General features: G+C 46.1%; 17 protein-coding genes. 11 read left to right on the top strand and 6 right to left on the bottom strand.

Annotated features, from left to right (window positions below; all coding sequences use genetic code 11):
- Nucleotides 1-234 precede the first annotated feature (234 nt).
- The gene (locus tag HUF13_RS12415) at nt 235-3,480 is read right to left on the bottom strand and encodes a type IA DNA topoisomerase (RefSeq protein ID WP_173475429.1); all 3,246 of its coding nucleotides are present in this window, start codon (nt 3,478-3,480) and stop codon (nt 235-237) included.
- A 149-nt stretch (nt 3,481-3,629) separates the two neighbouring features.
- Between HUF13_RS12415 and HUF13_RS12420 the strand changes: the two genes are divergently transcribed.
- Both HUF13_RS12420 and HUF13_RS12425 read left to right on the top strand, forming a co-directional pair.
- The gene (locus HUF13_RS12420) at nt 3,630-6,260 is read left to right on the top strand and encodes a hypothetical protein (RefSeq protein WP_173475430.1); all 2,631 of its coding nucleotides are present in this window, start codon (nt 3,630-3,632) and stop codon (nt 6,258-6,260) included.
- A gap of 2 nt (nt 6,261-6,262) precedes the next feature.
- Complete coding sequence (locus HUF13_RS12425; RefSeq protein ID WP_173475431.1) at nt 6,263-7,042, top strand: hypothetical protein; 780 nt, start codon at nt 6,263-6,265, stop codon at nt 7,040-7,042.
- 189 nt (nt 7,043-7,231) lie between these two features.
- Here HUF13_RS12425 and HUF13_RS12430 read toward each other — a convergent pair whose 3' ends face one another.
- The 4 genes from HUF13_RS12430 to HUF13_RS12445 form a co-directional block, all read right to left on the bottom strand.
- Complete coding sequence (locus HUF13_RS12430; RefSeq protein ID WP_173475432.1) at nt 7,232-7,507, bottom strand: hypothetical protein; 276 nt, start codon at nt 7,505-7,507, stop codon at nt 7,232-7,234.
- A gap of 54 nt (nt 7,508-7,561) precedes the next feature.
- Nucleotides 7,562-8,167, bottom strand: coding sequence for a zeta toxin family protein (locus tag HUF13_RS12435; RefSeq protein WP_173389883.1), 606 nt, complete (start codon nt 8,165-8,167; stop codon nt 7,562-7,564).
- Between the two features lies 1 nt (nt 8,168).
- Nucleotides 8,169-8,342, bottom strand: a complete 174-nt coding sequence (locus tag HUF13_RS12440; protein WP_173475433.1) for a hypothetical protein — start codon at nt 8,340-8,342, stop codon at nt 8,169-8,171.
- A 201-nt stretch (nt 8,343-8,543) separates the two neighbouring features.
- Complete coding sequence (locus HUF13_RS12445) at nt 8,544-10,733, bottom strand: tetratricopeptide repeat protein (protein ID WP_304039132.1); 2,190 nt, start codon at nt 10,731-10,733, stop codon at nt 8,544-8,546.
- Between the two features lie 215 nt (nt 10,734-10,948).
- On the opposite strand from HUF13_RS12445, the gene HUF13_RS12450 reads away from it, so the two are divergent.
- From HUF13_RS12450 to HUF13_RS12480, 7 genes are all read left to right on the top strand, one after another.
- A complete protein-coding gene (locus HUF13_RS12450) occupies nt 10,949-11,152 on the top strand; it encodes a hypothetical protein (RefSeq protein WP_173475434.1) in 204 nt (67 codons plus the stop codon).
- Between the two features lie 71 nt (nt 11,153-11,223).
- Nucleotides 11,224-12,051 carry a MerR family transcriptional regulator gene (locus tag HUF13_RS12455; protein WP_173475435.1) on the top strand — a complete coding sequence of 276 codons (828 nt, stop codon included), beginning with the start codon at nt 11,224-11,226 and terminating at the stop codon, nt 12,049-12,051.
- A gap of 92 nt (nt 12,052-12,143) precedes the next feature.
- Entirely contained in the window at nt 12,144-12,779 is a 636-nt protein-coding gene (locus HUF13_RS12460; RefSeq protein WP_173475436.1) for a GyrI-like domain-containing protein, read from the top strand.
- Nucleotides 12,780-13,034: 255 nt separating this feature from the next.
- Nucleotides 13,035-14,588, top strand: coding sequence for a 2-isopropylmalate synthase LeuA2 (gene leuA2 / locus HUF13_RS12465; RefSeq protein WP_173475437.1), 1,554 nt, complete (start codon nt 13,035-13,037; stop codon nt 14,586-14,588).
- 116 nt (nt 14,589-14,704) lie between these two features.
- On the top strand, nt 14,705-15,085 hold the full coding sequence (locus HUF13_RS12470) for a hypothetical protein (RefSeq protein ID WP_304039133.1): 381 nt from the start codon (nt 14,705-14,707) through the stop codon (nt 15,083-15,085).
- Between the two features lie 99 nt (nt 15,086-15,184).
- Nucleotides 15,185-16,309, top strand: a complete 1,125-nt coding sequence (locus HUF13_RS12475; protein ID WP_173475438.1) for an ATP-binding protein — start codon at nt 15,185-15,187, stop codon at nt 16,307-16,309.
- An 11-nt stretch (nt 16,310-16,320) separates the two neighbouring features.
- Complete coding sequence (locus HUF13_RS12480; protein ID WP_173475439.1) at nt 16,321-17,778, top strand: pyridoxal phosphate-dependent aminotransferase; 1,458 nt, start codon at nt 16,321-16,323, stop codon at nt 17,776-17,778.
- 148 nt (nt 17,779-17,926) lie between these two features.
- On the opposite strand, the gene HUF13_RS12485 is transcribed toward HUF13_RS12480, so the two are convergent.
- Nucleotides 17,927-19,744 carry a glycoside hydrolase family 9 protein gene (locus HUF13_RS12485; protein WP_173475440.1) on the bottom strand — a complete coding sequence of 606 codons (1,818 nt, stop codon included), beginning with the start codon at nt 19,742-19,744 and terminating at the stop codon, nt 17,927-17,929.
- Nucleotides 19,745-19,967: 223 nt separating this feature from the next.
- Here HUF13_RS12485 and HUF13_RS12490 point away from each other — a divergent pair, with 223 nt between their 5' ends.
- Nucleotides 19,968-21,986, top strand: coding sequence for a T9SS type A sorting domain-containing protein (locus HUF13_RS12490; protein ID WP_173475441.1), 2,019 nt, complete (start codon nt 19,968-19,970; stop codon nt 21,984-21,986).
- Between the two features lie 163 nt (nt 21,987-22,149).
- Nucleotides 22,150-24,861: a CIA30 family protein gene (locus tag HUF13_RS12495; protein WP_304039134.1), complete on the top strand. Its 2,712-nt coding sequence runs from the start codon at nt 22,150-22,152 to the stop codon at nt 24,859-24,861.
- Nucleotides 24,862-25,083: the final 222 nt, after the last annotated feature.

The following is a 25,083-nucleotide window of genomic DNA, read 5'->3' on the forward strand; positions in this document are numbered from 1 at the left end:
CTATTTCCATATTAACCTATAAATAATGTAGACTAGTCGTAGCGATTATATGTTGATTGAATCAATAGAATAAAAAACGGTATATAGCGAGAAGGTTTGTTATTATAAAAGGTTGATATTCAGTGTTGGAAGAATGGAAGCGTCGGCCAAGGATGGGGAGGGGGCAGGGAGGGGCCCGTGCGGCCTTCGCAACTCTGAGCTGGGGCCCCGCCCGCATAATGCGGGTCTAAGGGTTTACCCCTTCTTTATCACTTCCACAGTCAACTTATTGAAAGCTAGCTTTCCGCCTTCGCGCAGCTCTAGCGCTGCCCTGAATGTTGTGTCGTTCTTTTTGAACGGTTCAAGGATCGGCGTGGATTTGTTCTTTAAAAGCGTTTCGACTTCTTCGTCTTTAAATTCTCGCTGGAAAAACGCCTTGGGAATCCCGTAATTGCAGGCGGGGTTCATGCACACGTATGCCGCAAGCGTTTGCACTTCGCCGTTTGGCGTTTGCGTGGTCGTGCCGCTACGGAATCGCAGCTGGTCGCCGCAACAAGGGCAGGGGAGGTCTCTGTGGACAAATTCAAAATTCGTGCGACCGTCTTCGCCAAGCTTTAAGTAGGCATCGAAATCCGTTCCTTTCTTGCTTTTGAATCCGGTCAACAGTTCAGTTTTGCCGCCGGTGAGGAGCGCTTTGATATCTGCCACGCGGAGCTTTTTGCCTGCAACGGACTTGAACAGGGTAAAGTTACAAGCTGGGCAGAAAATGGCGTTTTTGTTTTCTTCGAGTTTCTTTTTGCAGAGCGGGCAGTTGAACTTGGTTTCGGTGCCGTGGAAATGCCCGTCGTTCTCGAAAGCGAATGTCGCTTTGAAATCCTTGTCCCAGACGATTTTTGCGTTGAAAGTCGTACCTTTCTTGGTCAAGAAGCCGCTGATGATTTCTGTTGTGCCGTTGCTGAAGAGTTCTGCGATTTCCGTGTCGCTCATGACATGCCCGGCAATCGTCTTGTAGAAAACGAAGTCGCAAGTTGGGGCGGTATCTGGCGTGAGCGTCGGGTCGCCGTTTTCGTTGTTCGAAGTCGTGACGTCGCTCCCTTCGCAAATCAGGCGGTTGCCGGAATCCAGCAATGTTTTGCCGCACTTGGGGCATTTATAATTGGTTGGCGTTTTGGCGCGGGCGTCATCGGAAAATTCAAAGCCGATGTTGCCGTCATCGCCTAACGTGAGCGTGGCGCTGAATGTCGTTCCTTTTTTGCTCTTGAAACCGCTGAGCAAATCGGACTTGCCTGTTTTGAGGAGTGTCGCCATTTCGGCGTGGCTCAGTGTGCGGCCGGCAATCGTGTGGCCCGCCTTGAAGCCGCATTCTTCGTTTTTGCAGACATAGCCCCACGGCGCAATTTCGAGCGGACTGGAACATTTCGGGCAAGGAATCGCATCGGTGACGGTTTCGCGTTCGAACTGGCTTGCATATTTTTGGTGCAAATGTTCGAAAAGTTCTTTGACGTAATTCACGATGCCGTCGCGGAATTCAATCGGCGTGAGTTTGCCTTTTTCGACTTGCGAAAGCTTGAATTCCCATTCGCCGGTCATTTCGGGCGATTTGACTTTCTCGTCCATGAGCGCGATGACTTCGCGTCCGCGCTGGGTGCTGACAAGGTAATTCTTTTGCGCTTCGATGAATCCGCGTTTTTTGAGCGTCTCGATGATGCCTGCTTGTGTGGCTGGCGTGCCGAGACCGCGTTCTTTCATGGCTTCGGCAAGTTCTTCGTTTTCGATTTGCTTGCCCGCCGTTTTCATTGCGGCAAGGAGCGTGGCTTCGGTAAAATACTTGGGCTTGCTCTTCTTTTTCTTTTGCAGTTCTAGGCTGTCGAAAGGAGCGTGGTCACCAACATTCCATTCCGGGAAAGTCTCAACGATGTTCGTGATATCGTCGCTATCACCCTTGCCTTCGGCTGCCACGTCGTTATCGCTTTTTTTTCCTTTCGTCTTTCGTCTTTCGTCTTTCGTCTCTTTTGCGAGTGCACGGAAACCTAAATCTTCATTCCTCTTGAGTTTTAGCCTAAAGATTTCGGCGTTGGCGGCATCCAGCAGAACTTCCATTTCGCTCCAGACATACGGCTTAAGCCATGCCTGCACAAAGCGTTCCTTTGCGAGCTTGTAGATGTTCTCTTCCATCTCAGGGAGGTTTTGCGGATCTTCTCCCGTAGGGATGATGGCAAAGTGGTCCGTGACTTTGCTGGAGTTGATGAAGACAAAGTTTTCGTTGCCGCCACGCATGACGGATTTTTCTTGCGGTGAGGCAAGTCTTTGGGCAAGCGCGTATGCTTCTTGCTGCATCGTGTCCGGCAAATATTGCGAGTCCGTACGCGGGTAGGTGAGCAACTTCTTTTCGTACAAGTTTTGTGCACAGTCGAGAACTTGCTGAGCACTGTATTTAAAACGCTTGTTGCCCTCTTTTTGCAGTTCCGTCAAGTCAAACGGTTTTTGCGGAAACTGCTTTTTCTGCTGAATGTCGATTTTTGCAATCGTCGCTTCTTCCGGCGGTGAGCATTTGTCTATAACAGCTTGCGCCGGCTCTTCTTTCTCGAAAATCGCAACTTTTAAATTGCTGCCGAGATCCTTCGACTTCGCTTGCGCTTCGCTCAGGATGACACCATTTGCTTCTGCCACACCGCTCGCTTCACTTGAAACGTTCTTAGGCACTTCGGCAAGCTCAGTGGCCTTATCCGGCTGCGGTTTCTCTCCTCTTTCGTCTTTCGTCAAGGTTGGTGAGCCTGCCGAACCACGTCTATCGTCTAATAACTGTGCCTGAAATCCTTTCCACGTTCCGACTACACTGTAATAAAACAGTTCCTTGAACTGCTCGACAATTGCATCGCGTTCCACGACCAGATTCAGCGTCGGCGTTTGCACTCGTCCCACAGAAATCATCTTTCCGCGCCCGGCGGTGAGCGTGTAAGCGCGCGTCGCATTCAGCCCGACCATCCAGTCGGCACGCTGGCGGAGCCTTGCCGCATAGCTCAAGTTCAAACGCTCTGTAGCATCTTCCAGATTCTTCCAAGCCTTGTCCAAATCCTTCGCCACATAGCTGTTCACCCACAAACGCTTGATCTGCTTTTTGCGGAAGTCCGGCGTGTAGTCGAGAATCAAGTCGAAAATCAAATTACCTTCACGGCCCGCGTCCGCGCCGTTCACAAGAACATCCGCCCTTGCCATCATATCGCGCACAACCGCGAGCTGCTTTCGTGTGCTCTCAATTTCCATCAACTTGAATTTTTCGGGCAAAAGTGGCAAGTTCGAAAGCCGCCAACCGCCCTCGAAACCGGGATAGGCGTCCAGCGGAGCAAGCGTAATCAAGTGACCCACGCACCACGTGATGCAATGGTTCTTGCCGATCAGGCACCCGTCGCCTTGCGTAAACTTTTCACCCTCAATACGCTCCAGCATTGGCTTGTAATGTTGGTTTGCAACGGAAGGTTTTTCGGCGACGAGTAAAATCATAATTGCCGAAAAGATATAAAAATTTTGGATGGAACTATGTGAATATGGTTCCTTGTAATTTGAATGTTTGTTTTGTTTTGATTGTGAAGAATTGTAAAAAAATTATTTGTGAAATAAACTATATTAGAATAAACTGAATAGAGTGAAAAATGCGCTATTGTTATGAATTTGTTTTTTTGTTAGCTTTCTTTGGCTTTGTGTATGCTCAATCACCGATTTCTGTAGAAGCTTATGATGAGCAAGGGAATAATCAAAGTCAAATAACGCTTCGATTAAAACTGATAAACAATACTTCAGATACGCTATATAATATCCATGCAAGATATTTTTTGAATAACGAAAAAAATAGGACTTTGAAAATCGCTCCGTACTATATGGAGGGCGTTTCGGTGTCGTTAGATACAATTGAAGATTATCTTGCTGTAAAGATAAGCTTTCCTGTAATTGCTCCGGGGGTATTTCCAAATTCTAGTGGGATAAGCCTCGGTATGAGGTATAGTGATGACAGTTCATTTCATAAACAGGGAAATTATAGCTATCCTATAGGAAGTAGTTTCACTGAAACAGATCGAATTCCGGTTTATTATGGCGATGTTATTTTAGTTGGCTTTGCTCCAGGTATACTACCCGATGCGAATCCTATATCAATGGTTTCTGGCTCTGAGCTTTTGCTTGATTCTACTAAGCGAGTACGCTTTGCGTGGCGTGAGGTTGAAGGTGCGAATAGTTACAAATTGACTGTTCTTTCGGCAACGGATTCCAGCATGTTAATACAAAAGGAAACGGAAAAGACTCGTGTAGATACTGCATTAAATGAAGGTGATTATTTTTGGCGAGTAGAGTCATCTGAATTTGTCGTTGGCAATGGATTTTGGGATAAAGTTGTTGATTTTACAAAACAGGCTTGGAATAGTGTTCATACTTTTTTGGATAAAATAATTGTTGATGGTGTAAATCCTTTAATAAGAACTCCACTTGCTGCACGAAAGGATACTTATCTTTTAGATGTAAAATGGGGGGAAATGTCTATCGTTCGTGAATGGGATAGACCGCATTTACATCATGAGCTTTATGACGAAGAAGAAAGTTACCGTTGTTGGGCTGTTGGTGCACAAATGCTTAATCATTATTACAAAGGCAATGTAACTCAAGATGAAATAAAACTAAAATTTAAAAGTAATCGTAATTTGTTAGTCTTTAAAGATTCCGTTTCTTCAGTGATTCTCGGAGCTTTTTTACATAGTTATCAAGGCGCTATGAGTACAGATAGTTTTGAAACTGTATTGTATTGGACTTTAAATTCCAATGTAACTTTAAATAAAAATAATCGCTCTCCAACAGAATCGGAAGTGAAATTATTTCTTAAAGACTCTGTTCCATTATATATATGGACTCATACGCATGTCGAAATTCTTGATGCTTATAAAAAAACTCTAGATGGAAATTTTTTTGTACGAGTTGTTAATACGGATAACAATGGTGATACCGCATGGGTGTCTTTGGATTCTGCTAAAATTGAAGGTTTTATGGCTCCTCAAGTTGTAGGGCCTGTTCGAATGAGTGACTCTTTAATACATAAGGACTCTGACGGAGACGGTCTTATGGATTATGATGAATTATACCGTTTTGGTACAGATTCTACAAAGTATGATTCTGATGGAGATAGTATTAGCGATAAAATTGAAATAATGTCTTATACGATTTTGGAATCTTTATATGGTGATTCTTCTAAAGTAAGCAAAGGAGTAGATGCTTTACAATTTGCTGATGTTGATAAAGACAACTATAGAGCGGAACATGATTTAGATTCTGATGGCGGCGGTGTTAGCGATGGCAAAGAGGATTTGAATTTTAATGGAATGCAGGATAATGCGGAATCTAGTCCCTATAATGCCGATGATGATTTCTTTATTGCAGAGCCAATTTTAGATATTCCCGATACATTTACCATATATGCGTTAAATGAGTTGCGCATAAACGATGGTGTTAAATGTAGCAAGGCTGATAGAGAAGTTCTTGGTTCTTTACGTAATGTAGCTTGTTCCGTAGCTTCAGAATCACAAAAAATTGAGTATGCTGTGAATATTGGTAGAAGTGTTATTGTAAACCATATTGCTTCTAAAGGAGGTGTTTTTTTAAGAGATCGTTCTATTGCAGTCGCTCCCATAAAGATATATTCATTACCTGATCTGTCTTTAAATCCGTTTGCTCAAGGACGAGCTCGAATTAGATCTGTATCTATGTGCTTGTTGCAGTCTTTGTGGCCATATAAAGTTGAAAATATTTCCTCTCTGCTAAATGTTGGAAATTCTTTCAAAGAAATATTCTACAAAGAAATCTATACATTAAAGAATGGCGATACCTTTAAAAGTTTGAAGGTTCATCCTGGTGGAAAGTTGCTAATTGAGCCTGGTGAGATGTTTGTTGGCGATATTCAACTTGAATCTGGAAGTAGAATCCAGTTTACAGAACCTGGAAGAAAAACAGTAATTCATGCAAATGGTTCAGTTATATGGAGGTCTTGGACTTTAAATGATGATAAAATACAAGTTGCTAAGGGCTTTAAGCTTATTCAACATAGTTCAGAGACCATGTTTGTTGAAGGACAATGGGCTGGAACTATACTTGCTCCGAATGCAGATTTAGTGCTTGGACAATCAAATAAGACTCTTTACGGTCGATTTTTAGGACGAAATGTTGATGTTCACCAATATTCTTCAGTTTACAATGTCTATTTTGATCCTGAAACAATAATGAACTTAGTTTTTAAAATGGAGTAGTTATGAAAAAATTATTGCTTGTTATTGCCGTTCTCTCAGAGGCTTTGTTTGCCATCTCTCCCAAAACAATGGAGATTGTTTTTAAATCCCTGAAAATAGATGACTCGAAAATAAAAGAAGACTTATGTGATTCAATTTATTCGGGATTGCCAAAAGCGGAAACTTCAAGATACCGTGCTTTATGTGTGTCAGTTTACGATATTATTGAATACAATTCCCCTATAGATTATTCTGTTCTTTTCACTTATGAATCAGGTGGTTTTACCCTGAGAAGGCAAAATCAAACATGTAAGAATCCAATTTTGAGTGATGACGCTGAGGGAACTCCAGGGACTGCTCAATTTAGCGAAGTTTTGTTTGCCGAATTGATGCGATTGCAGAAATATGGCGTTATACAAAATGATCGGGATTCTCTGGAAACTTTTTTATTTGGTGAAATAGCAAAAATGAAAGAAGCTTCATTTTGTGAGGATATTGATTTAGTTGTTTATGATGAAGAATTCGGTGCTAAAAGACCTGATATGGGTGAACAAGGTTGCTGTTCTTTAGTGAAGTCGCCTAGTGCCTTGCCTGTGCAAGTCCGGTTTCCTTCATATATTCGCGTTTCTAAAATTATTGAAAACAGATTTTTTCTGTCGAATGCAAAAATTGGCTCTAATTTTGCTTTATTCGATATGAATGGCAAAGTGCTAAAACAAGGGGTTGTGCTGTCAAAAATTATTCAAGCGCCTATGCTTCCTGCTGTTTTAAAAATTCAGAACCAAATTATGATGTTGAAGTAAATTTAATAGATGAGGGCGCGTAAAAGCTTTTTGCCTGCTGTTATATCATTTTTTTAGAATTTATGGGGAGTAATCAAAAGTAATATATGTTTATACACATATTCAATGTGAGGTTACTTATGCTGGCAGTCGTGGATGCGCTCCTTATGCAGAGCTCACTGACAAGCCGGTCTCCTTTAGAATCGAGGGTTATAATATCCCGAAGCCGGTTATTGCGTTCTTTTCCATCAACTTGAATTTTTCGGGCAAAAGCGGCAAGTTCGAAAGTCGCCAACCGCCCTCGAAACCGGGGTAGGCGTCCAACGGCGCTAGCGTAATCAAATGACCCACGCACCACGTGATGCAATGGTTCTTGCCGATCAGGCATCCGTCGCCTTGCGTAAACTTTTCACCCTCAATGCGCTCCAACATTGGCTTGTAATGCTGATTGGCAACAGAAGGTTTTTCGGCGACGAGTAAAATCATAATTGCCGAAAAATATAATTTAATTCTTGAGAGGCTAGTAGGAGGATTAAGTTCTTATTGTAGAATCGCTTTAGCCCATTCCGGGATGTTTTCTATGTATTTTTTGATAAGCTTCCCATCTGATAATCGAAAAAGCAAACTAGCATCAGATCCGTCAATGGAGTTGTCATAAACATATAAGCGGTCGATTGTAGATGCTATACGTTTGCAATTCAAAATTGACTTTTGATATCTTGAGATGATTTTTGAAATGGGAACATCGTGACCACCGCATATAACTCTATTTGCTATTCTTGAAGCATTGATAGATGGATGGTTTGTAGCGACAAAGAAAATACGAATGAAATATCCTTGTTGCTTTGCTTTTTGAACAAAATTTATTTTTTGTTCCGAAGAAAAAACGCTTTCAAAAATTATGTTCTGTCGTTCTTTTAAACAGTGTTCTCGCCATTCGTCGCAAAATTGAGCTGCTTTAAGCACCGCTTCAGGTGAGTTCCAGTTTCCAAATTTTTCTTGGGCTACATTATCGGGATTGATGTAAACTGCATTCTCCAGCCATTCGTGCCGAAGAATTTTAGAAGTTATGGTTGTTTTGCCCGAACCATTAGGCCCTGCAACAATTATGAGTACGGGGCGATGTTGTGTTGTTTCCGTAGTCATTTTAGTGGATTGCGAGTGCTGCTTTTTTTAATTCATCGAAAAATTGCTTTGTTGCCTTGGCGTTTGCTTTGCGAGCGTCCTCGGCGGCTTCACTCATTATTTGAGCAAGCATTTCATCGGAAGGTTCGTCTAGATCAGTCAATCTGTACGAATTGATGTCTTTTTTTGTTGTCATGGACGCCTCCGAATGGTGAAATACTTTTCACCAATATATGTTTTTCTGAAATTTTAGTCAATAAGATAGTGTTTGTGATAAAAAAAAACGGATATGTAATGTGTTGTGAAATATCTAGCCCGATTTAGTCGGGTTTTCTTTTTTGCATTTTGCAAACCACTTTTAAAATCGATTTCTTTTAATTCCCTAAAATTCCATGCGCTACAAATCATCTTCTAATTCTCCGAGATTTAAATTGGGCGTACTGTTATTAGGAAAAGGAAATCGAGGACGGGGCATGGGTTTTGGAAAGCCTGCATCATCCAAGATACGTTTACGGTTGGATTCGAAGCGGTCACTTTGGATAGCTCTCTGCATGAACGAAGCGTAATCTTCTATAGCCTGACTGGCCTTGTCTAACGTCGGACGTAATGCGTTACGCTTGCTTTCCACACGTGGCGTCGGTAACTGGCTTGCAAAATCCAAGGCAAGAACCTGAACGGAGTCGAACAGGCTCTGCATTGCATCGTAAGCCTGACGAGCACTGTCGCGAGAAGCGACGGACACAATTGGCTGTTCCGTGCGATTTTCTGCTTGATTCAAAGCTTCAAGGGCGTCCTGATAATTCTTCTTTATGTAGTTGCAGTAACCCATAACGAGGTATGCTTCAGATACGAGGAAAGATTCAGGAAGGTTGTTTATAATCCATTTGGCGTACTTTATAGCTTCATCCGGCTTGTTGGCCTTGATAAAGGCCCATGCGATACCGAGCATCGCTTCGTCGAACACCGGAGAATCCTTCTGCACCAGGCCATACATCCGAGCGGCGGCTGCAATGTCCGGCTTTTCACCAGAGAAGAATAGGTGACCGAGCTTCACCTTAGCTGCATTCTGTATGTCACGTTCGGACTTGTTGGAAACCGGCTGTTCCGTAATAGAGCGGAAACAGTTCTCGGCTTCGTCAAACTTGCTCATTCGACTGTTAGCGATGCCCATGGTGTAACGGGCGTAGAGATAGTTTGCGTTACCCGGAGGGATGGATGCGTGCAGGTCAATGGATTCTTGATAGAGGCCCTGTTCGAACTTGATCTGGCCGGCAACGTAGTCAGCGTCAGCCTTCGCATCGCTTTTGCCGAACTTCTGAGCGATGGTCTGGTATATGGCCATCGCTTCTTTGTACTTGCCTTCCTTATAGTTGATGTTCATCAACTGGAAGTGATACTTGGCGATTTGGTCACTTTGCGGATAGCGCTTGATGGCGTCGCGGTAAATTTCCCTAGCCGCTTTGTGCATACGGAGGTTTTCAAAGGACTTTGCCTCGTAGAAAGCGGCCTGGTCCACAAGGCGAAATGTTGGGTACTTCGTTTGGATTTCACCAAAGGCGTATGCAGCGTCCAAAAACTGACGGTTCAAGTAAAGGCTCTTTGCTGCATAATAGTCGTTTTCAGGTTGGATTATCAAACGGCGATAACGTTCTTCGCCGACCTTCTCTTCGCGAGTATCACCGAATCGGGTCGTGAACTTGACTGCCCACACAAAGCCGCGGTTCTTTTTAGCCCAAAGATCGTCGTGAGACATTTCGAGATCAAGAGCGAGGTAACGGAAGATGCTCAAGTCCTTGAAATTAATTGTCGCTCCGAGGACCGGATTGCCATCCTTCGTGTAGCGAGCGCGAACGCCGAGGTGAGGAAAAAGATAATAGGTCAAGGAAAAGCTCATTTCGAGGTCGCAACCCTTGCCATCTTTAGAATCGTGGATGAGGTCCAAAATGGAGAATTCGGCTTTGAATTCGAGGAGACGGTTGAATCCGCGATAGAACAAAGAGAGGTTCAAGTTCGTCGGAATTTTGTAAGCGTCATCAGCTTCGTCAACAATCGGAGCGAGGAGGTTCTGGATGCTCGCGCCAATGAGCAAGTAACCGTACTTTGATGATGCAAGCGGGTTCCAGCTTAAACCCGCATCAGCATTAACCTTGAGCTGATAGTTTTTATCAAACTGGTTGATGTAAAGCACATCGAAGTTGACGCCAAGAGATAGCAAGTGGAAAAGTCTGTACGCGTAACCGAATTGAGCGGCTATTTCGCCATAAGATTCGCCATCTTCAAATGGAGCGCCTTTTTCAAAAAGGGATATGCCCAAAGTGTGCTTGTAGTCAATCGGGTACGTCAAGCTGACGTATTCCTGGCTAGCTTCGCCACCAGTGGAGCTAAAGAATGCAACACTGAATTCGAGCTGATCGGCTTCAGAAATACCAGCTGGGTTCACATACATCGCGGTGTTACCGCCAAATTCTGCAAACCAATCGTTCTGCTGATACTGATTCGGCGTGTCGGTGGCCTTTGCAAACAAAGAAGTGCAGGCTACGGCAAGTCCGATAGCGGCCGCCTTGATGAAATTAGTACGCAACACCATTTTATTTATGATTGAAAAACTCTTCTATAAAACCCACCTCAATATACTTTATTTTGTTTGGGTGAACAAGCGATTGGGCTTAGAAAAGTTTTGTACAGTCGATTTAAAACCGGGACCGATAAAAAGACAAAATTGCGTTTTATGAGAGGGCGTGACAGAAATTTTTTTGAAATAGTATATATTTGTGCATGAGCATAAAAAGGAGTAGATTGCTCATGAGCAAGTTCAACAATTTGTGGATTTGGATATCGAAGAATGGCGAAGAACGTTTCAAACTGACGTTCAAGCAAATAGAAAACATCGCGGGTATTCCAATAGATCACTCCTTTTTGACGTATAAAAAAGAATTGCCGGAATACGGCTATAAAGTTGGCAAAATATCACTGAAAGAACAAACTGTATCGTTCAAAAAAATATAAACCCCCTTGACTCGTCCCTTGGGGCAGGCCTTATATTTCTAGCAGATTCGAATCCTAACCAAAATCGTACGATGACAAACTACAAAACAAAACTCAAAATCGGAGAGTTCTCGCAGCTGATGCAGGTGACCGTAAAGACCTTGCGTCACTACGAACAGAAAGGTCTGCTATTGCCCCAAGACGTGGACAACCTGACGGGTTACCGTTACTACAGTATCGATCAGATGCAAAAGTTGAAAAGCATCCGCGAATTGCAAAATCTCGGATTCTCGCTGGACGAAATCAAGGAACTGTACGAAGACGATTCGCACACGCCGAGCATCCACCAGATGGAAGAGAAAATCAAGGAAACGGAAACACAACTGAAACGTTTGATTGCCCGCCGCGACCAACTGCTCAATTGGAAGAATTCTCTAAAGGAAATGAATTCAATGGATAAATTTAGCATCCAGTCTCTGCCGGAAATCATCGTGGCAAGTCATCGGGAAATCATTCCCAATTTCGAAGCGCTGGGCCCCATGTGCTATGAAAAAATAGGCCCTGAAATGAAACGTCTCGGTTGCAAGTGTCCCAAGCCCGAATACTGCTTTACTGTCGAACACAACAAGGAATATACCCCGACAGATATCGATATCGAATACTGCGAGCAAGTTGTGGAAATGGGAACTGATAGCGACATCATCAAGTTCAAGCGCATTCCGGCAGTCCCCAAGGCCCTCTGCATGAAGCATGTTGGCCCTTACGAACGTTTCTATGAGTCGTTCATCGAAGCGTTCCGCTACATCGAAGAAAAGGGCTACAAAATCGCAGGGAAGCCCCGCACCAGTTACATCGACGGGCCCTGGAACCAAGAAGACCCTGAAAAATGGCTCTCGGTTATCCAGTTCCCCGTAGAATAAACTATATCTATAGTCTGCCCCGTTTGGGGGCGGACTGTGAACTATTTTTGTACAGCGCAACTTGATAGAAAAAAATGCTGGATGGAGTTGTTATGCCTTTTGACTTTAAAAAAGAATACAAGGAATTCTATATGCCGAAAGGCAAGCCCGAAATCGTCACCGTTCCGAAGATGAACTACATTGCGGTGCGGGGCAAGGGCAACCCGAACGAAGAAGATGGCGAATACAAAAAGTCCATCGAACTTTTGTACGGAATCGCTTATACGATTAAGATGAGCAAGAAAGGCGACCATAAAATCGAGGGTTACTTTGATTACGTGGTGCCGCCGTTAGAAGGTTTCTGGTGGCAAGAAAATATTGACGGGATTGATTACGGCCACAAGGAAAATTTCCTGTGGATTTCTGTTATCAGGCTGCCTGACTTTGTAACCAAAGCCGATTTTGATTGGGCGATTGAAGAAGCGACTCGCAAAAAGAAAATGGATTTCTCGAAAGTCGAATTTCTAGAAATCGAAGAAGGGCTTTGCGTGCAGTGCATGCATTCTGGCTCATACGATGACGAGCCTGCAACTGTCGCGACAATGGACAAGTTCATCGCCGACAACGGTTACGAAAATGACATATCGGAAACGAGGCGTCACCACGAGATTTACCTTTCTGATGCGCGCAAGGTTGCTCCGGACAAGTTAAAGACCGTCATTCGCCACCCGATTCGGAAAAAGCTGTAACCCCCACCTTCCACCCTTGCCATTTCTCTCGAATCTTTGTATATTCATGCACATGAGAAAAATCTTGAACCTTCTACTTCTACTTAGCATCGCTACCGAAGCGAGGTTTTAGGGATTTTTCAAAGATTTTCAAAGAATTTAAACCTAAAAGCGCCCGCTTCAAGAACGAAGCGGGTTCTTTTTTAGTTTGAAATTCTATTTTTGGTTTGAAAACTAAAGGAACTTTGCGGTCTTGAAGCCGGCAAGGAGATAAAAATGACTGAAACGAGAAAACCATTCTTCTATGACGTAACACTGCGTGATGGTAACCAGGCTCTTCCGAAGCCCTGGAACAACGCCCAGAAAAAAGATGTTTATCTGTTGCTCTTGAAGCTCGGTGTGCAGGGGGCCGAAGTCGGTTTCCCGGCCTCTAGCGAAATGGATTTTGAATCGGTCATGGAACTTGCAAAGCTCACCGCGCAGATGGCGGAAGAAGGCGATGAAACCGCAAAGAATGTCGTGGTTTCCGGCCTTGCTCGCTGCATCGAAAGCGATATCCAGCGCTGCTGGGAAGCGGTCCAGTACGCACCGCACCCGCGCATCCACACGTTCCTCGCTACAAGCCCCCTCTCCATGGAAAACGTCCTGCACATGACGCCCGAACAGGTCAAGGAAAAGGCTGTGAAGTGCGTGAAGTTTGCAAAGTCCTTGGTAGGCGACAAGGGTGATGTGGAATTCAGTGCCGAACATTTTGGCGACTGCCTCGAAAACATGGATTTTGTGATTGACGTTCTGAAGGCTGTTGTCGAAGCCGGTGCTACGACGATTAACCTGCCGAATACGGTGGAACGCTACCGCCCGAAGCTCTATGTGGATCAGGTCAAGCAGGTTTACGAAGCTCTGCCCAAGAACATCACGATTTCTGTCCACTGCCATAACGACCTCGGCATGGCGACTGCAGCAACCGTCGAAAGTTTCTTTGTCGGTGCAACTCAGCTGGAAGTCGCTTTGAACGGCCTCGGCGAACGTTGCGGCAACACGAACTTCTACGAAGTGGCGATTGGCCTGCACAATTCCGGTGTCGAAACGGGCCTGCATCTCGAACGCATTTACGAAACTGCAATTCTCGTGAGCCATTGGAGCGGTGTGCCTATATACATTCGCGCTCCGTTGATCGGAACCGAAGCTATTGTTCACCGTAGCGGCATCCATCAGGATGGTGCATCCAAGACGAAGGACATGAAGAAGGGCGCTTATCGTCCGATTGATTACTCTATCATCGGTCGTAACCAGAACGATACGCTCAGCTTTACAAGCCAGAGTGGTCGCACCGCTGTGTATGAAATCATCACGAAGTTTGGCTACAAGATGACTTTGCAGGAAGCCTCCAGGTTGCAGCCGGTGCTGAAGCGCTTGAGCGAAGCCGAAGGCGAACTCAGTGCTGAACGCGTGCTCGATGTGTTCCGCGAACAGTTCGTCAATGTGAATGGTCGCCTGGTGTTCAACAACATCGAAGTTATCCCGGACGAAAACCGCTTCATTTTCCATTTCAAGAAGGATGGCGAAGCGCTTGTGAAGTCCGTGACGGCAGAAGGCCCCATCGAGGCAGCCCTAATGCTCATGCGTGAAATCGGCATGCCGGTGGAACTCGTGAAGTACCGCCAGCTGGTCGTGCCTGAAAAGGACAAGTTGTGGGCCGGCCGTGGCTTAAGCCGCATTGTGCTCAAGGCTAACAACGAAGAAGTCGAAGGTCGCGGCGTTTCGAGCGATACGCTCAAGGCGAACATGCGTGCCCTCTTTGGCGGCGTGAACTTGCTGTATAAGAAGTAAATAAAGAATGTGATTCCGGCTAGGTTCCGGCTCAAGGGCCGGAATGATGTGCGTCATGGCGGACTAAGGTTGGTGAGCCTGCCGAACCATCCGCCATCTCGTCATCAAAGGAGAAAATGATGTTAGAACAACTTAAGACGCCGTTCAAAAAAGTCTATGGTAAGGTTCGTTCGCGTGCGGACGGATTTGTGGGACCTGTTAAGGATTCGGTGTCCAAGTTGTTGGCGCTTTTCCCGAACATCAAGGCTTTTGCCGGTTCCGAAGATTTGGCGAATGCGAATGATGCTGACAGTGTTCTCGTGGATGGCGAAAATGCCGAGGGCAAAGCAGCAAAGCCGGGCTTGCGTGCTCGCTTCAAAAACTTCAAACAATCGCTCAAGGGATTAAGCGACCTTCAAAAACTGATCCTCTTGACTATCGCCGTCGTGCTCCCTGCGGGCATTCTTATTGCGGTCGGGCTTGCGAGTTTCTTGAAAAAGCGCAAGAATAAAGAGTAATTGGTACACTGCTTGGTGGACCACCGTTTGGTGTACTATTTAGTACACTACTTGGTGAACCAATGAAAAATAATGTATATTTATGCATGGAGGTCTATTATGGCTGATGCATTTATATATGGTTCTTCTGTTGAAGGCGAAAATTTCACAGATCGTGAAACCGAAACCAAAAGATTAAAGGCGAATTTTGAGCATGGTGTGAACACTTTGCTTATTTCCAATCGCCGAATTGGCAAGACCTCTCTTGTTCGTCATGTAAAGAATCTAGTCAATGCAAAGAAAGTTTCTGTTGTTTATTTGGACATTTTTGATTGCCGTAGCGAATACGATTTTTACAACAAACTTGCGACGGCGGTGCTTCGACAGACTGCTTCAAAGATGGATGTACTCTTGCAGAATATCAAGACATTTCTTGGGCGCGTGTCGCCTAAGATAATCATGAGTCCCGATCCATCAATGGATTTTTCGTTGTCATTAGGAATTACTCCTAAAGAATACGCGCCAGAGCAAATTTTAAATCTTGCAGAAAACATTGCTCAGAAACAGGGAAAGCGTATAGTTGTTTGCATTGATGAATTTCAGCAAATTGGTGAATTTCCTGATTCACTAACTGTGCAAAAACGCCTTCGAGGGGCTTGGCAGTTGCAGCAGAATGTTTCTTATTGTTTGTTTGGTAGTAAAAAGCATCTGATGACAAACATGTTCCAAAATAAAAGTATGCCTTTTTTTCAATTTGGAGATGCCATATTTTTAGGTGTTATACCTGTAAAAAAATGGGTGTCGTTTATTTGTGAAAAATTCAAGAAGCATGGACTTTCTATTCATGAAGATTTTGCTGCTCGAATTAGTGATGAAGTCGAAGGTTATTCATCTTATGTGCAGCAATTAGCGTGGCTGGTCATGCTGAAAACTGAAAGTGTTGTGACCAAGGAAATTGTAGATGCTGCCGTTAACGAACTTATCGCCCAAAATGCGGCTTTGTTTATGCAACAGACTGAGGGGCTGACGAGCTATCAGATGAACATGTTACGAGCACTTGCTAGTGGCGTTCATGATGGATTCTTGTCTAAAGAAGTAATGGACGAGTTTAGGTTAGGAACGAAATCGAATATTTCAAAGGTGAAAAAAATTTTGATAGATCGCGATTTGGTTGAAGTTCGTGAAAATGGATTGTATATTAGCGATCCCGTATTCCAAATGTGGTTCAGAAAATATTGCTTGTAGGAGTTTAATTTATGCTTTCTTCCCGCTTGCCTAAAGATCTTACTCCGTCGCCGTTCTTTGCTGAACTGGAACGCGCAAAAGCCGATGTTCTTGCAGAGTGCGCCGATGTGGATGGTCGTGCAGGGAATGCCGCCGCACTCCCGTTTATCGATATGACGGTGAGTAGCCCGCTTCGTGTGGGGTTGTCTTTTGATTTGCAACCTGCCGTTGAACAGGCGAAGGGTGAATTTGGAACTTGGGTGGCCGATGCCGCGGGGCGTCGTGATGCCCGTGAAACTGTTGTGGATTATTACCGCGAACGCGGTGGTGCTTTTACTGCGGGGCAGATAATCCTTACGGCGAGTACGAGCGAAGCATATTCAGTTTTGTTCAAAACATTCTGCGATCCGGGCGATGTGATTTTGACGCCGATGCCCGGCTATCCGCTTTTGGATACGCTTGCGCAGTTGGAACATTTAGAATGTGCGCCGTACTTTTTGAAGATTAGACGAGAGAACGCTCGCAGGCTCGCTACTGACGAGAGTGTAGAGGGCGCGGGGGGTCGTAATGACAAGACTGCTGCAAAAAACAACGTCATTCTGAGCGGAGCGAAGAATCCAGTAAAATCTGGTTTCCGTTTTGTTCTGGATTCCGACAGCCTCTTGGCGGCGCCGGAGCGTGCAAAAATCTTGTTGCTCGTCTCTCCGCATAATCCGACTGGTCATTGTGTTTCGCGCGAAGAATGGAACGAGGCTGTACGCTTCTGCGAAGAAAACAACATGATTCTCGTTGTCGATGAAGTCTTTGCGGACTATGTTTTTTCGGATAAAGTCTCGCGCACTTGGCAGTATGTATTAGACGAGAGTGCGGATGTCATCCTCGACCCTGGAGTGCGTAGCACGATAGGGGAGGGGATCCATACAAGTTCCGATTGCGATAACTCTGCGTCGAAAGATCTTTGGGATGCGGGTGGGGGAGACTTTATTAACCTTCCCGAAAATGGTCCGAAGTGCCCGATTTTCTGGTTGAACGGCCTCAGCAAAGCAGTGGGCTCGCCACAGTTAAAGCTCGGCTGGATGGCGTTCTATGCTCCGCGTGAAAAGTTTGAAGAAATCCGTGCGGCCCTTGAATTTGTGGAAGACGCATATTTGAGCGTGTCTTCGCCTGCGCAGTCTTTAGCGCGTCCAATGCTTGCCGCTTCCGCTGCTTACGAATCGCGCATTCGCGAACGCCTTTTGCAGAACTGGAAAACGCTTTGTGAAGCGTTCCCGAGCAAGTATTGCCCCGAAGTTCTTGGCGGCTGGTATGCGGTTGTGCGCCTCGGCGAAGACGATGAAGAGCTCACGCTCCGCTTACTTCGTGAAAAGCATGTGCTTGTGCAACCGGGCTTCTTCTTCGATTTTGACGAGGACGGCTGGGTGGTTATTTCGTTATTGCAAGAGCCTGCGTTGTTTAAAGAAGCGATAGAACGCATTCGTAATTTTGTGTAAGGAGATGCCCGCATCCGCAGGCACGACAATGTGCGGAATGCTAGCATTATTATTGCATGAAAAAAGCCCTCGCGATTGCGAGGACTTGATAATTTCTTGAGATCCTTCGACTTCGGCTTTTCTAGCCTTCGCTCAGGATGACAACGCTTTAAATCCCGTTCACCTTGAACGTCTTGGTTGCATTCTTGGAAGAGATCTTGATAATCTTCAAACCTTTGTTTTGAATGCCTATGTTCAAGCTGTGTCCATCGCTAATCAGTTCCTGTTCAAGCTTGCCAGAAACACCGAAAACCTGAACTGCGAACGGAGTGTTGTTAGCATTGCTAATCGTGATAGAAGATGTGCTGCGGAGCAGGTTGAATGCGTTCGTATTTGCGATACGGCCAGCAACAATTCCTTCCTTTTTCTTTCTTTCTTCCTCTTCTTTTTTCTTGCGTTCTTCTTCCTCTAGACGTTTCTTTTCTTCTTCGTCTTCAACGTCACTTCCGACCTTTTCGACCGGGGCTCTCTTGCTCAAGATGTAACCGAGTGCACCAACAAGAGGAGCGTTCAAGTCAACGCAGACTTCGTTTACTCGCCAGTTGGCGGTAGACCCATCATGACTCCCGCTATTGAAGTTTCCTGCAATCATACCACCCAAGAGCTTGTTTTTTTCAGGAGGATTTCCTGCACCGTTGACATCGCGTCCCGGATCTTCGTTGCCGTAGTAGCCGCGGTGGTGTGGTCTCGTGGGAGCCTTGGCGCCGTTGCGGGTGAAACCGACGACGTAGGATTTCTTGTCATTGTTGTCGCCAAGGAGGTAGGCTATGTTCTTTTCGATAGCCTTGTCGTATGTTGTATCCTTGGAAAATTTGGCATAGAGAGCGTAAAGGAATGCGCCACCCGATGGGGTACGGACATGAAAATAATCTTTGGAGGAGGTTTCTTTGTTGTAAATGCCCTTGCTGTCGGCTTGATCCGCGTACATTTCGTCGAGGTAGCCTATCGCACCAGCGAAGTCGCCAAGCGGATTAAAACCGAAGGTGAATTCACCGAGGATGTAAGAGAGCGGGCTTGCGTCAGAATAGCTAAAGCGAGTGTAGCTGTTTTTGTCGAAGTTAATCAAGTCCCAGTATTTTTTCGCTTCGGATTTGTAAGATTCGTCCTTAGTTGTACGGTAGAGTTCTGTAGCGGCAAGGAACGGACCATCTTCCCAAATGCCATTCCACCAGCTGCTTTCATAGAATCCTTGAGAGTTTGTGACGCCTTTGTGCTTCTTGGCGTATGCGAATGCGGTCTTTGCGGCCTTCAAATACTTTTCGCGAGCGCTTTCGTCGGGGTCGACACGGGCCATCACGGCAAGCATTGCCGCTGCCATACCTGGTGTGTAAGCGTCGTCTGCGTTTCCTTTGATTTCGCGCGGTTCACCACCGTCGCCTGTTCCGAGCTTGGTCATGGCTCCTGCAGTAACCCACTTGTTGTGGTCCTGGTTGCCGTTGCCCTTCACGGTCACAAAGTTGTTTTCGTCGATGGCTGCCTTGACCCAGAAATCGGCTTCGTAGCGGAGTTCTTCCAGGAGGTCGCGCACGTCGTTCGGCTTACCGCCTTTGCGGGTATAATCCTTGCTTGCTTTGTAGTCGGTGTAGTCGCCGGTATAAAGGTCGTAGAAACCCTTCGTAAATTCGGCAAAGCTCACTGCCAAAACGTAAGAAGCGTAGCCTTGAGTCTGACCGAACATCACGTGGTCACCGCAGTCGAACCAACCGCCGCTGACGTCTTTTCCGTTGTATTTTTCGTTTGTAAAACTGGTGGGATTGTTTGTTCCGTCGAGGATCCAGTTTGGCCCCTGACCAGAACGTTGGGCCCCGTAAAAACGCGTCGTCATCCAGGCGGCTTCGATGTAATCGTCATCGCTTAGGCCTGCATAGCTTTCTGTAAAAGCGAGCCCAAATACTGCAAGTCCTGCTAAAAAAGTCTTTTTTAACATAATTATCCTCTAAGGTATCCCATCCACACCTAGCGACCACAATATAAAATTTTATAGAAAAAATTCACGCAAAATAAAATTCACCTTTGCGAAACGGGGTCAAATTACGTCAATTATGTAATTTTTTTGATGCTTTTGAAAAACATGTTGATAAAAATTGACAATAACTGTATATTCTCCAGTGGTGCAGGGCAACCTTTGTTGCCTAAAAAAGGGATGTATTATGAAACGAATCGTTTCTGTTTTTGCCTGTGTTGGCTTTTTTACGGTCGCCAATGCTCAGGTTTCTCTTGAAAATGCTTCTGGTGCGCTGGAGTCTGCGTACGTCGAATGGGCTTCGGACGGTTCCGATAGCTATAACGTCTATTATTCGGGCGCTGGCGTCAATAATGTCAAGGTCGATGCTCCGCTCATCCGCAAGTACGGTTCCAAGTTCCGCGTCGATGCCGTGGGCCTCAAGGCGGGTGATTACACGCTCAAGGTGGTTTCGGTCAAGGGCGGCAAGGAAGGTGCTTCGTCCACATCCAAGTCGATTACGGTGAAGGCTCACGACCGCAGCGGTTTTGCTTTTAGCGACGGGCATGTTCCGGGCGCTTACAAGGCTGATGGTACGCTCAAGAGCGGAGCCGTTGTTTTATACGTTACGGAATCGACTAAGAATACGGTCAAGTTCGATGTGGTGACGAGTAACAAAGGCGCTACGACGGAATGTATTGGTTTGCAGAACATTTTGACGGCGTTAAAGAAAGGTTTTGAAACGCGTCCGCTTGCAATTCGTTTGGTTGGCAATGTGACGGATCCGACCGATACGGATCATGGTGATATTGTCATTGATATGGGTAAAAAAGAGGGGATGGCGGTAACGCTCGAAGGTGTTGGCAACGATGCGACTGCAAACGGTTGGGGTATTCGAATAAAGAATGCGCAGGATGTCGAAGTGCGAAATATAGGGATCATGAACGTTGATTCCGATGAAGGCGACAACATTGGCCTCCAGCAAGACAACAAATACATTTGGGTGCATAACTGCGATTTTTTCTATGGCCATGCGGGGAGCGATAAGGACCAGGTCAAAGGCGATGGCGCTTTGGACTGCAAAAAGTCAACGTACATCACGTTCAGCTACAACCACTTTTGGGACAATGGCAAGTCGAATTTGCTAGGCCTTTCCGAAGGTTCGACCGACGGGCTCTACATCACGTATCATCACAACTGGTATGACCATTCCGATAGCCGCCATCCGCGTGTGCGTTACTACAGCGCTCACGTTTACAATAACTACTACGATGGCAACGCCAAGTATGGCGCGGGTTCTACGCTAGGTTCCTCCGTTTTCATGGAAGCGAACTATTTCCGCAACTGCAAGTATCCGATGATGACATCAATGCAAGGGAGTGACGTTTATGCGGGCGGCACCAAGCGCGATCCGAAGAACTTGGGGACGTTCAGCAGCGAAGCTGGTGGCGCTATCAAGGCCTACAATAACTTTATGGAAGGTTCCTATACATTTATTCCGTATGGCGCAAGCAAGTATGTTTTGAAGGGCAAGGAAACGGCGGTGGGTTCTATCGATTCCAAGGCTGACTTTGATGCTTATGTTGTTAGCAGTCGCGAAGCCCAAGTGCCCTCTAGCGTAAAGTCTTACGAGGGTGCAAATTCCTACAATAATTTCGATACGGACAAGTCCATTATGTACAGCTACACGGCTGATTCGCCGGAACAGGCGGTGACGAATGTGCGGGCCTACGCGGGCCGCGTGCAAGGCGGCGATTTCAAGTGGACGTTTGATAATTCTGTTGATGACGCTTCATCGGACGTGAATCAAAAACTCAAGGATGCTCTTATGGCATACAAAGGAAGCAATGGGGAAGTGATGGAATACCCGAGTTCATCGAGCAAAGTTCCCGGCAGTTCTTCTAGCAACGTCATTCTGAGCTCATCGAGCGAAGAATCCAGTAACAATTCCAGCAGCAGTTCGGAGGGAAGCGTGGGTCTTGCCAAGATGGTTTCACCTTCGAGAAATCTCTTCTACGATTCTCGTTCTTCCCAGCTAGTGATTGGTTCTTTGAACATTGTTAGCTTAGATATCGTGAGCGTTGATGGTCGTCGAATTGACGTTTCGAACCTCAAAAAAGTGGGTGATGTTCGAGTACTCGATATGAGTTCACTCCGTGCCGGGATTTACATTGTGCATCTTACGACGTGGCTTGGTACGCAAACGATGAAGTTTGTGAAAAACTAGAGATGGGTCAAAGGGCTATTTCTGTAAATTTTTATATCCCAAATTGCGTTTTTTTTGCGAAAAACCATGTTTCTAAATAAGTTACATCTATTGCCCCATATAATAGTTATCTTTCATTCGGGATAAATGGTTGCGGAGATTGGGTGAACACAAAAGGATGTTTATGAAAAAAGTCTTCGCATTTTTGATGTGCGCTGCCGTAACTTCTGCTATGGCAGTTTCTGCTAGCCGTCTTGGCCCGGTGAGCACATACGGTGAACTTAAGGCTAATGGTGGCAAGCTTTCTGGCTCTTGCCCGGATTACGCCAACAAGCCGGTTCAGGTCAAAGGCATGAGCCTCTTCTGGAGCTCGGGTGCAGATAGCTCTACGGTTTTCTATTCTGAAAAGGCCGTGAACGCCATGGTGAAGCAAATGAACATCGAAGTCATTCGCTTTGCAATGGGTGTGACTCAGGAAAAGTTTCAGGATCAGGGCCGTGGCTACTTGAGTAGCCCGCAGGGCGAAACCCTCCAGAAGGGTTACCTCAAGAACGTGGTCAATGCCGCTATTGAAAACGACATTTACGTGATTATTGACTGGCACATCGAAAGTGCTAACGGCAATACTTCTGAAGCTGTCAAGTTCTTCGAATATGCCGCTAAGGAATATGGCGAATACAACAACGTGATTTTCGAAGTCTGGAACGAACCTGTCGGTGCCGATATGGGGACGGTCGCTTCTCATGCCAACTCCGTGATTGCCGCCATCCGTAAGTATTCCGACAACCTCGTGCTCGTGGGCAGCCCGGAATGGTCCAGCCATCCGGAACAGTGCGCCCAGGCTGGCATTCAGGACAGCAAGAAAAACTTCGGTTGCACGCTCCACTTCTATGCTGCAACGCACCAGACGGGTAACGGCGGTTACAATGAACGAGCCGCTCAGGCTATGTCTGCCGGCGTTCCTGTGTTTGCTACGGAATGGGGAACGGTCAGCGCCGACGGTAACGGCTCTCCGAACCAGAGTGCGAGCCAGGCATGGATTAACTGGATGAACCAGAACAATGTTTCTTGGGCGAACTGGTCTGCTTCTGCTATCAAGGAACAGTCCGCTGCATTCCAGAACCTCGCTATCGACAATGGCCTTACCTTTACGACTTCTGGTAACATGGTCAAGGGTTGGATGAACGGAACGAGCGGCTATAAGAACTGCGGTCTCCAGAACGGCAATGGCAGCAGCAACAGCGGTTTCTCGACGGGTGTTGCTAATGGTGAAAAGACCGACCTTATCGACGACCTCGAAGACGGTGACCGTTTTGCCTACACGGGCGGATGGTGGTCTGCATTTGCGGACTCCGACGACGATACGGATGGCAAGGGCGAAACCTCTATTTCTAACAGCAAGTGGGAAAACGATTTCGGCAAGAAAGTCTATGACGTGCTCATGCCGAAGAAGGGCGACAAGAACACCTCCAAGTACATGGCCGGTATTGAAAAAATCAAGCTTGCCAAGGGTGCTTACAAGTACGCTCCGTATGTAGCAATCGGCCTCAACCTCAAGCGCGATACGACTATTATCGACCTCTCTGCTTGCAAGTCCATCAGCTACAAGTTCAAGGGCGCAAGCCACAACTTCCGCGTTGAAACCTCTCTCGTCACGAACTGGAACTTCCATCACGTGAACAAGGACGGTTCTGATGAATGGAAGGAAGTGGAACTCACTTGGGACCAGTTCACTCAGGAAAGCTGGGGCGATGATGACAAGCACTTTAGTCTCGGTGACAAGGGTATGAACAAGGTGCAGCGTTTTGCTTGGGAAGTCAAGGGTGCTCTCGATGTTCCGGATAGCAAGAACCAGCCCAAGTACGATTACCTCTATGTGGATGACGTTCGTTGCAATGGTGCTTCTATCACTGCTATTAGCGGCGGTAACGGCCCGGCTCCGACTTCCTCCTCTTCTGCAAAGGCTAAGTCCAGCTCTAGCGCTGTTCGTTCTAGCTCTTCTGCAACTCCGGTTTCTTCTTCTTCTGTGGTTCCGGTTAAGGATCTCCTTGTTATTGACGATGTTGAAGACGGTGACGAAGTTCTCAAGACGGGCGGTACGTGGTATGCTTATACCGATAGTGCTTCGGGCGGAAAGTCCAGCATTTCTAACGTCTATGATCCGAAGCTTCCGGGCTATGTTGTCGTGTTCCCGGGTGCAAACGATGCAACCAATGGTACTCAGGGCTTTGTCGGCCTCACGGATATTGTTTGGAATCAAGCTGAATATGCTTATGCTCCGTTTGTGGCCCTCGGCCTCAATATGAATGCCGATACCTCCAAGGGCATTGACTTGAGTGCTTGCACTGCTCTCAGCTACCGCTACAAGGGTGCCTCTCACAAGTTCAAGGTTCAGGATGGTCAGGTGACGGACTTTGCTTTCCACGAATTCCTCGCTACGGATGCTGCGGAATGGAATACTGTTGTGATTCCTTGGGAAAAGCTTGAACAGCCGGCCTGGACGCAGGATCCGAAGGACTTGAACCATGCCGCCATCAAGAAAATGGCTTGGGAAGTTGTTGGCTATGCAAACTTTGACGAACAGCCTGAAATTAAGCACCTCTATGTGGATGACCTCAAGTGCCTCAGCGGATCCGTTGCTATCAAGACTGTTGCTCGCGCTGCAAGTGGCATCAAGCTTGGCTTGAAGGGTAACGTATTGAGCGTGAACTTCAGCAAGGCTGGTAAGGCAAGTGTCCAGGTGTTCGACATGATGGGCCACGTTGTTGAAAGCTTCAATGAAAATGTGGCTGCCGGTGCACACCAGTTCTCTCTCAAGAACATGAGCACAGGTAACTATGTCGTGCGTGTGATGATGAACGGTGCAAGCAAGAGCGCTCGCATCTCCATCAAGTAAAGACTGATGCGCTCACAGTAATGAGGGCGCTAAAGTAACCATCAAAAAACGTCTCGGGCGAATGCTCGGGACGTTTTGGCTTAAAAAAAATGAAATTTGGCCTATATGACATTTGGGTACCTGAATTTCTTGTAACCCTTTGATTTATAAGGCGTTGTAGCAAATTTTTCTTTTATGGGAAAAATTTGCTTTTTTTGTGGGTCAAACAAGGTCATCAAGAAG

Source organism: Fibrobacter succinogenes (genome assembly GCF_902779965.1).
In the GTDB taxonomy this organism is placed as follows: domain Bacteria; phylum Fibrobacterota; class Fibrobacteria; order Fibrobacterales; family Fibrobacteraceae; genus Fibrobacter; species Fibrobacter succinogenes_F.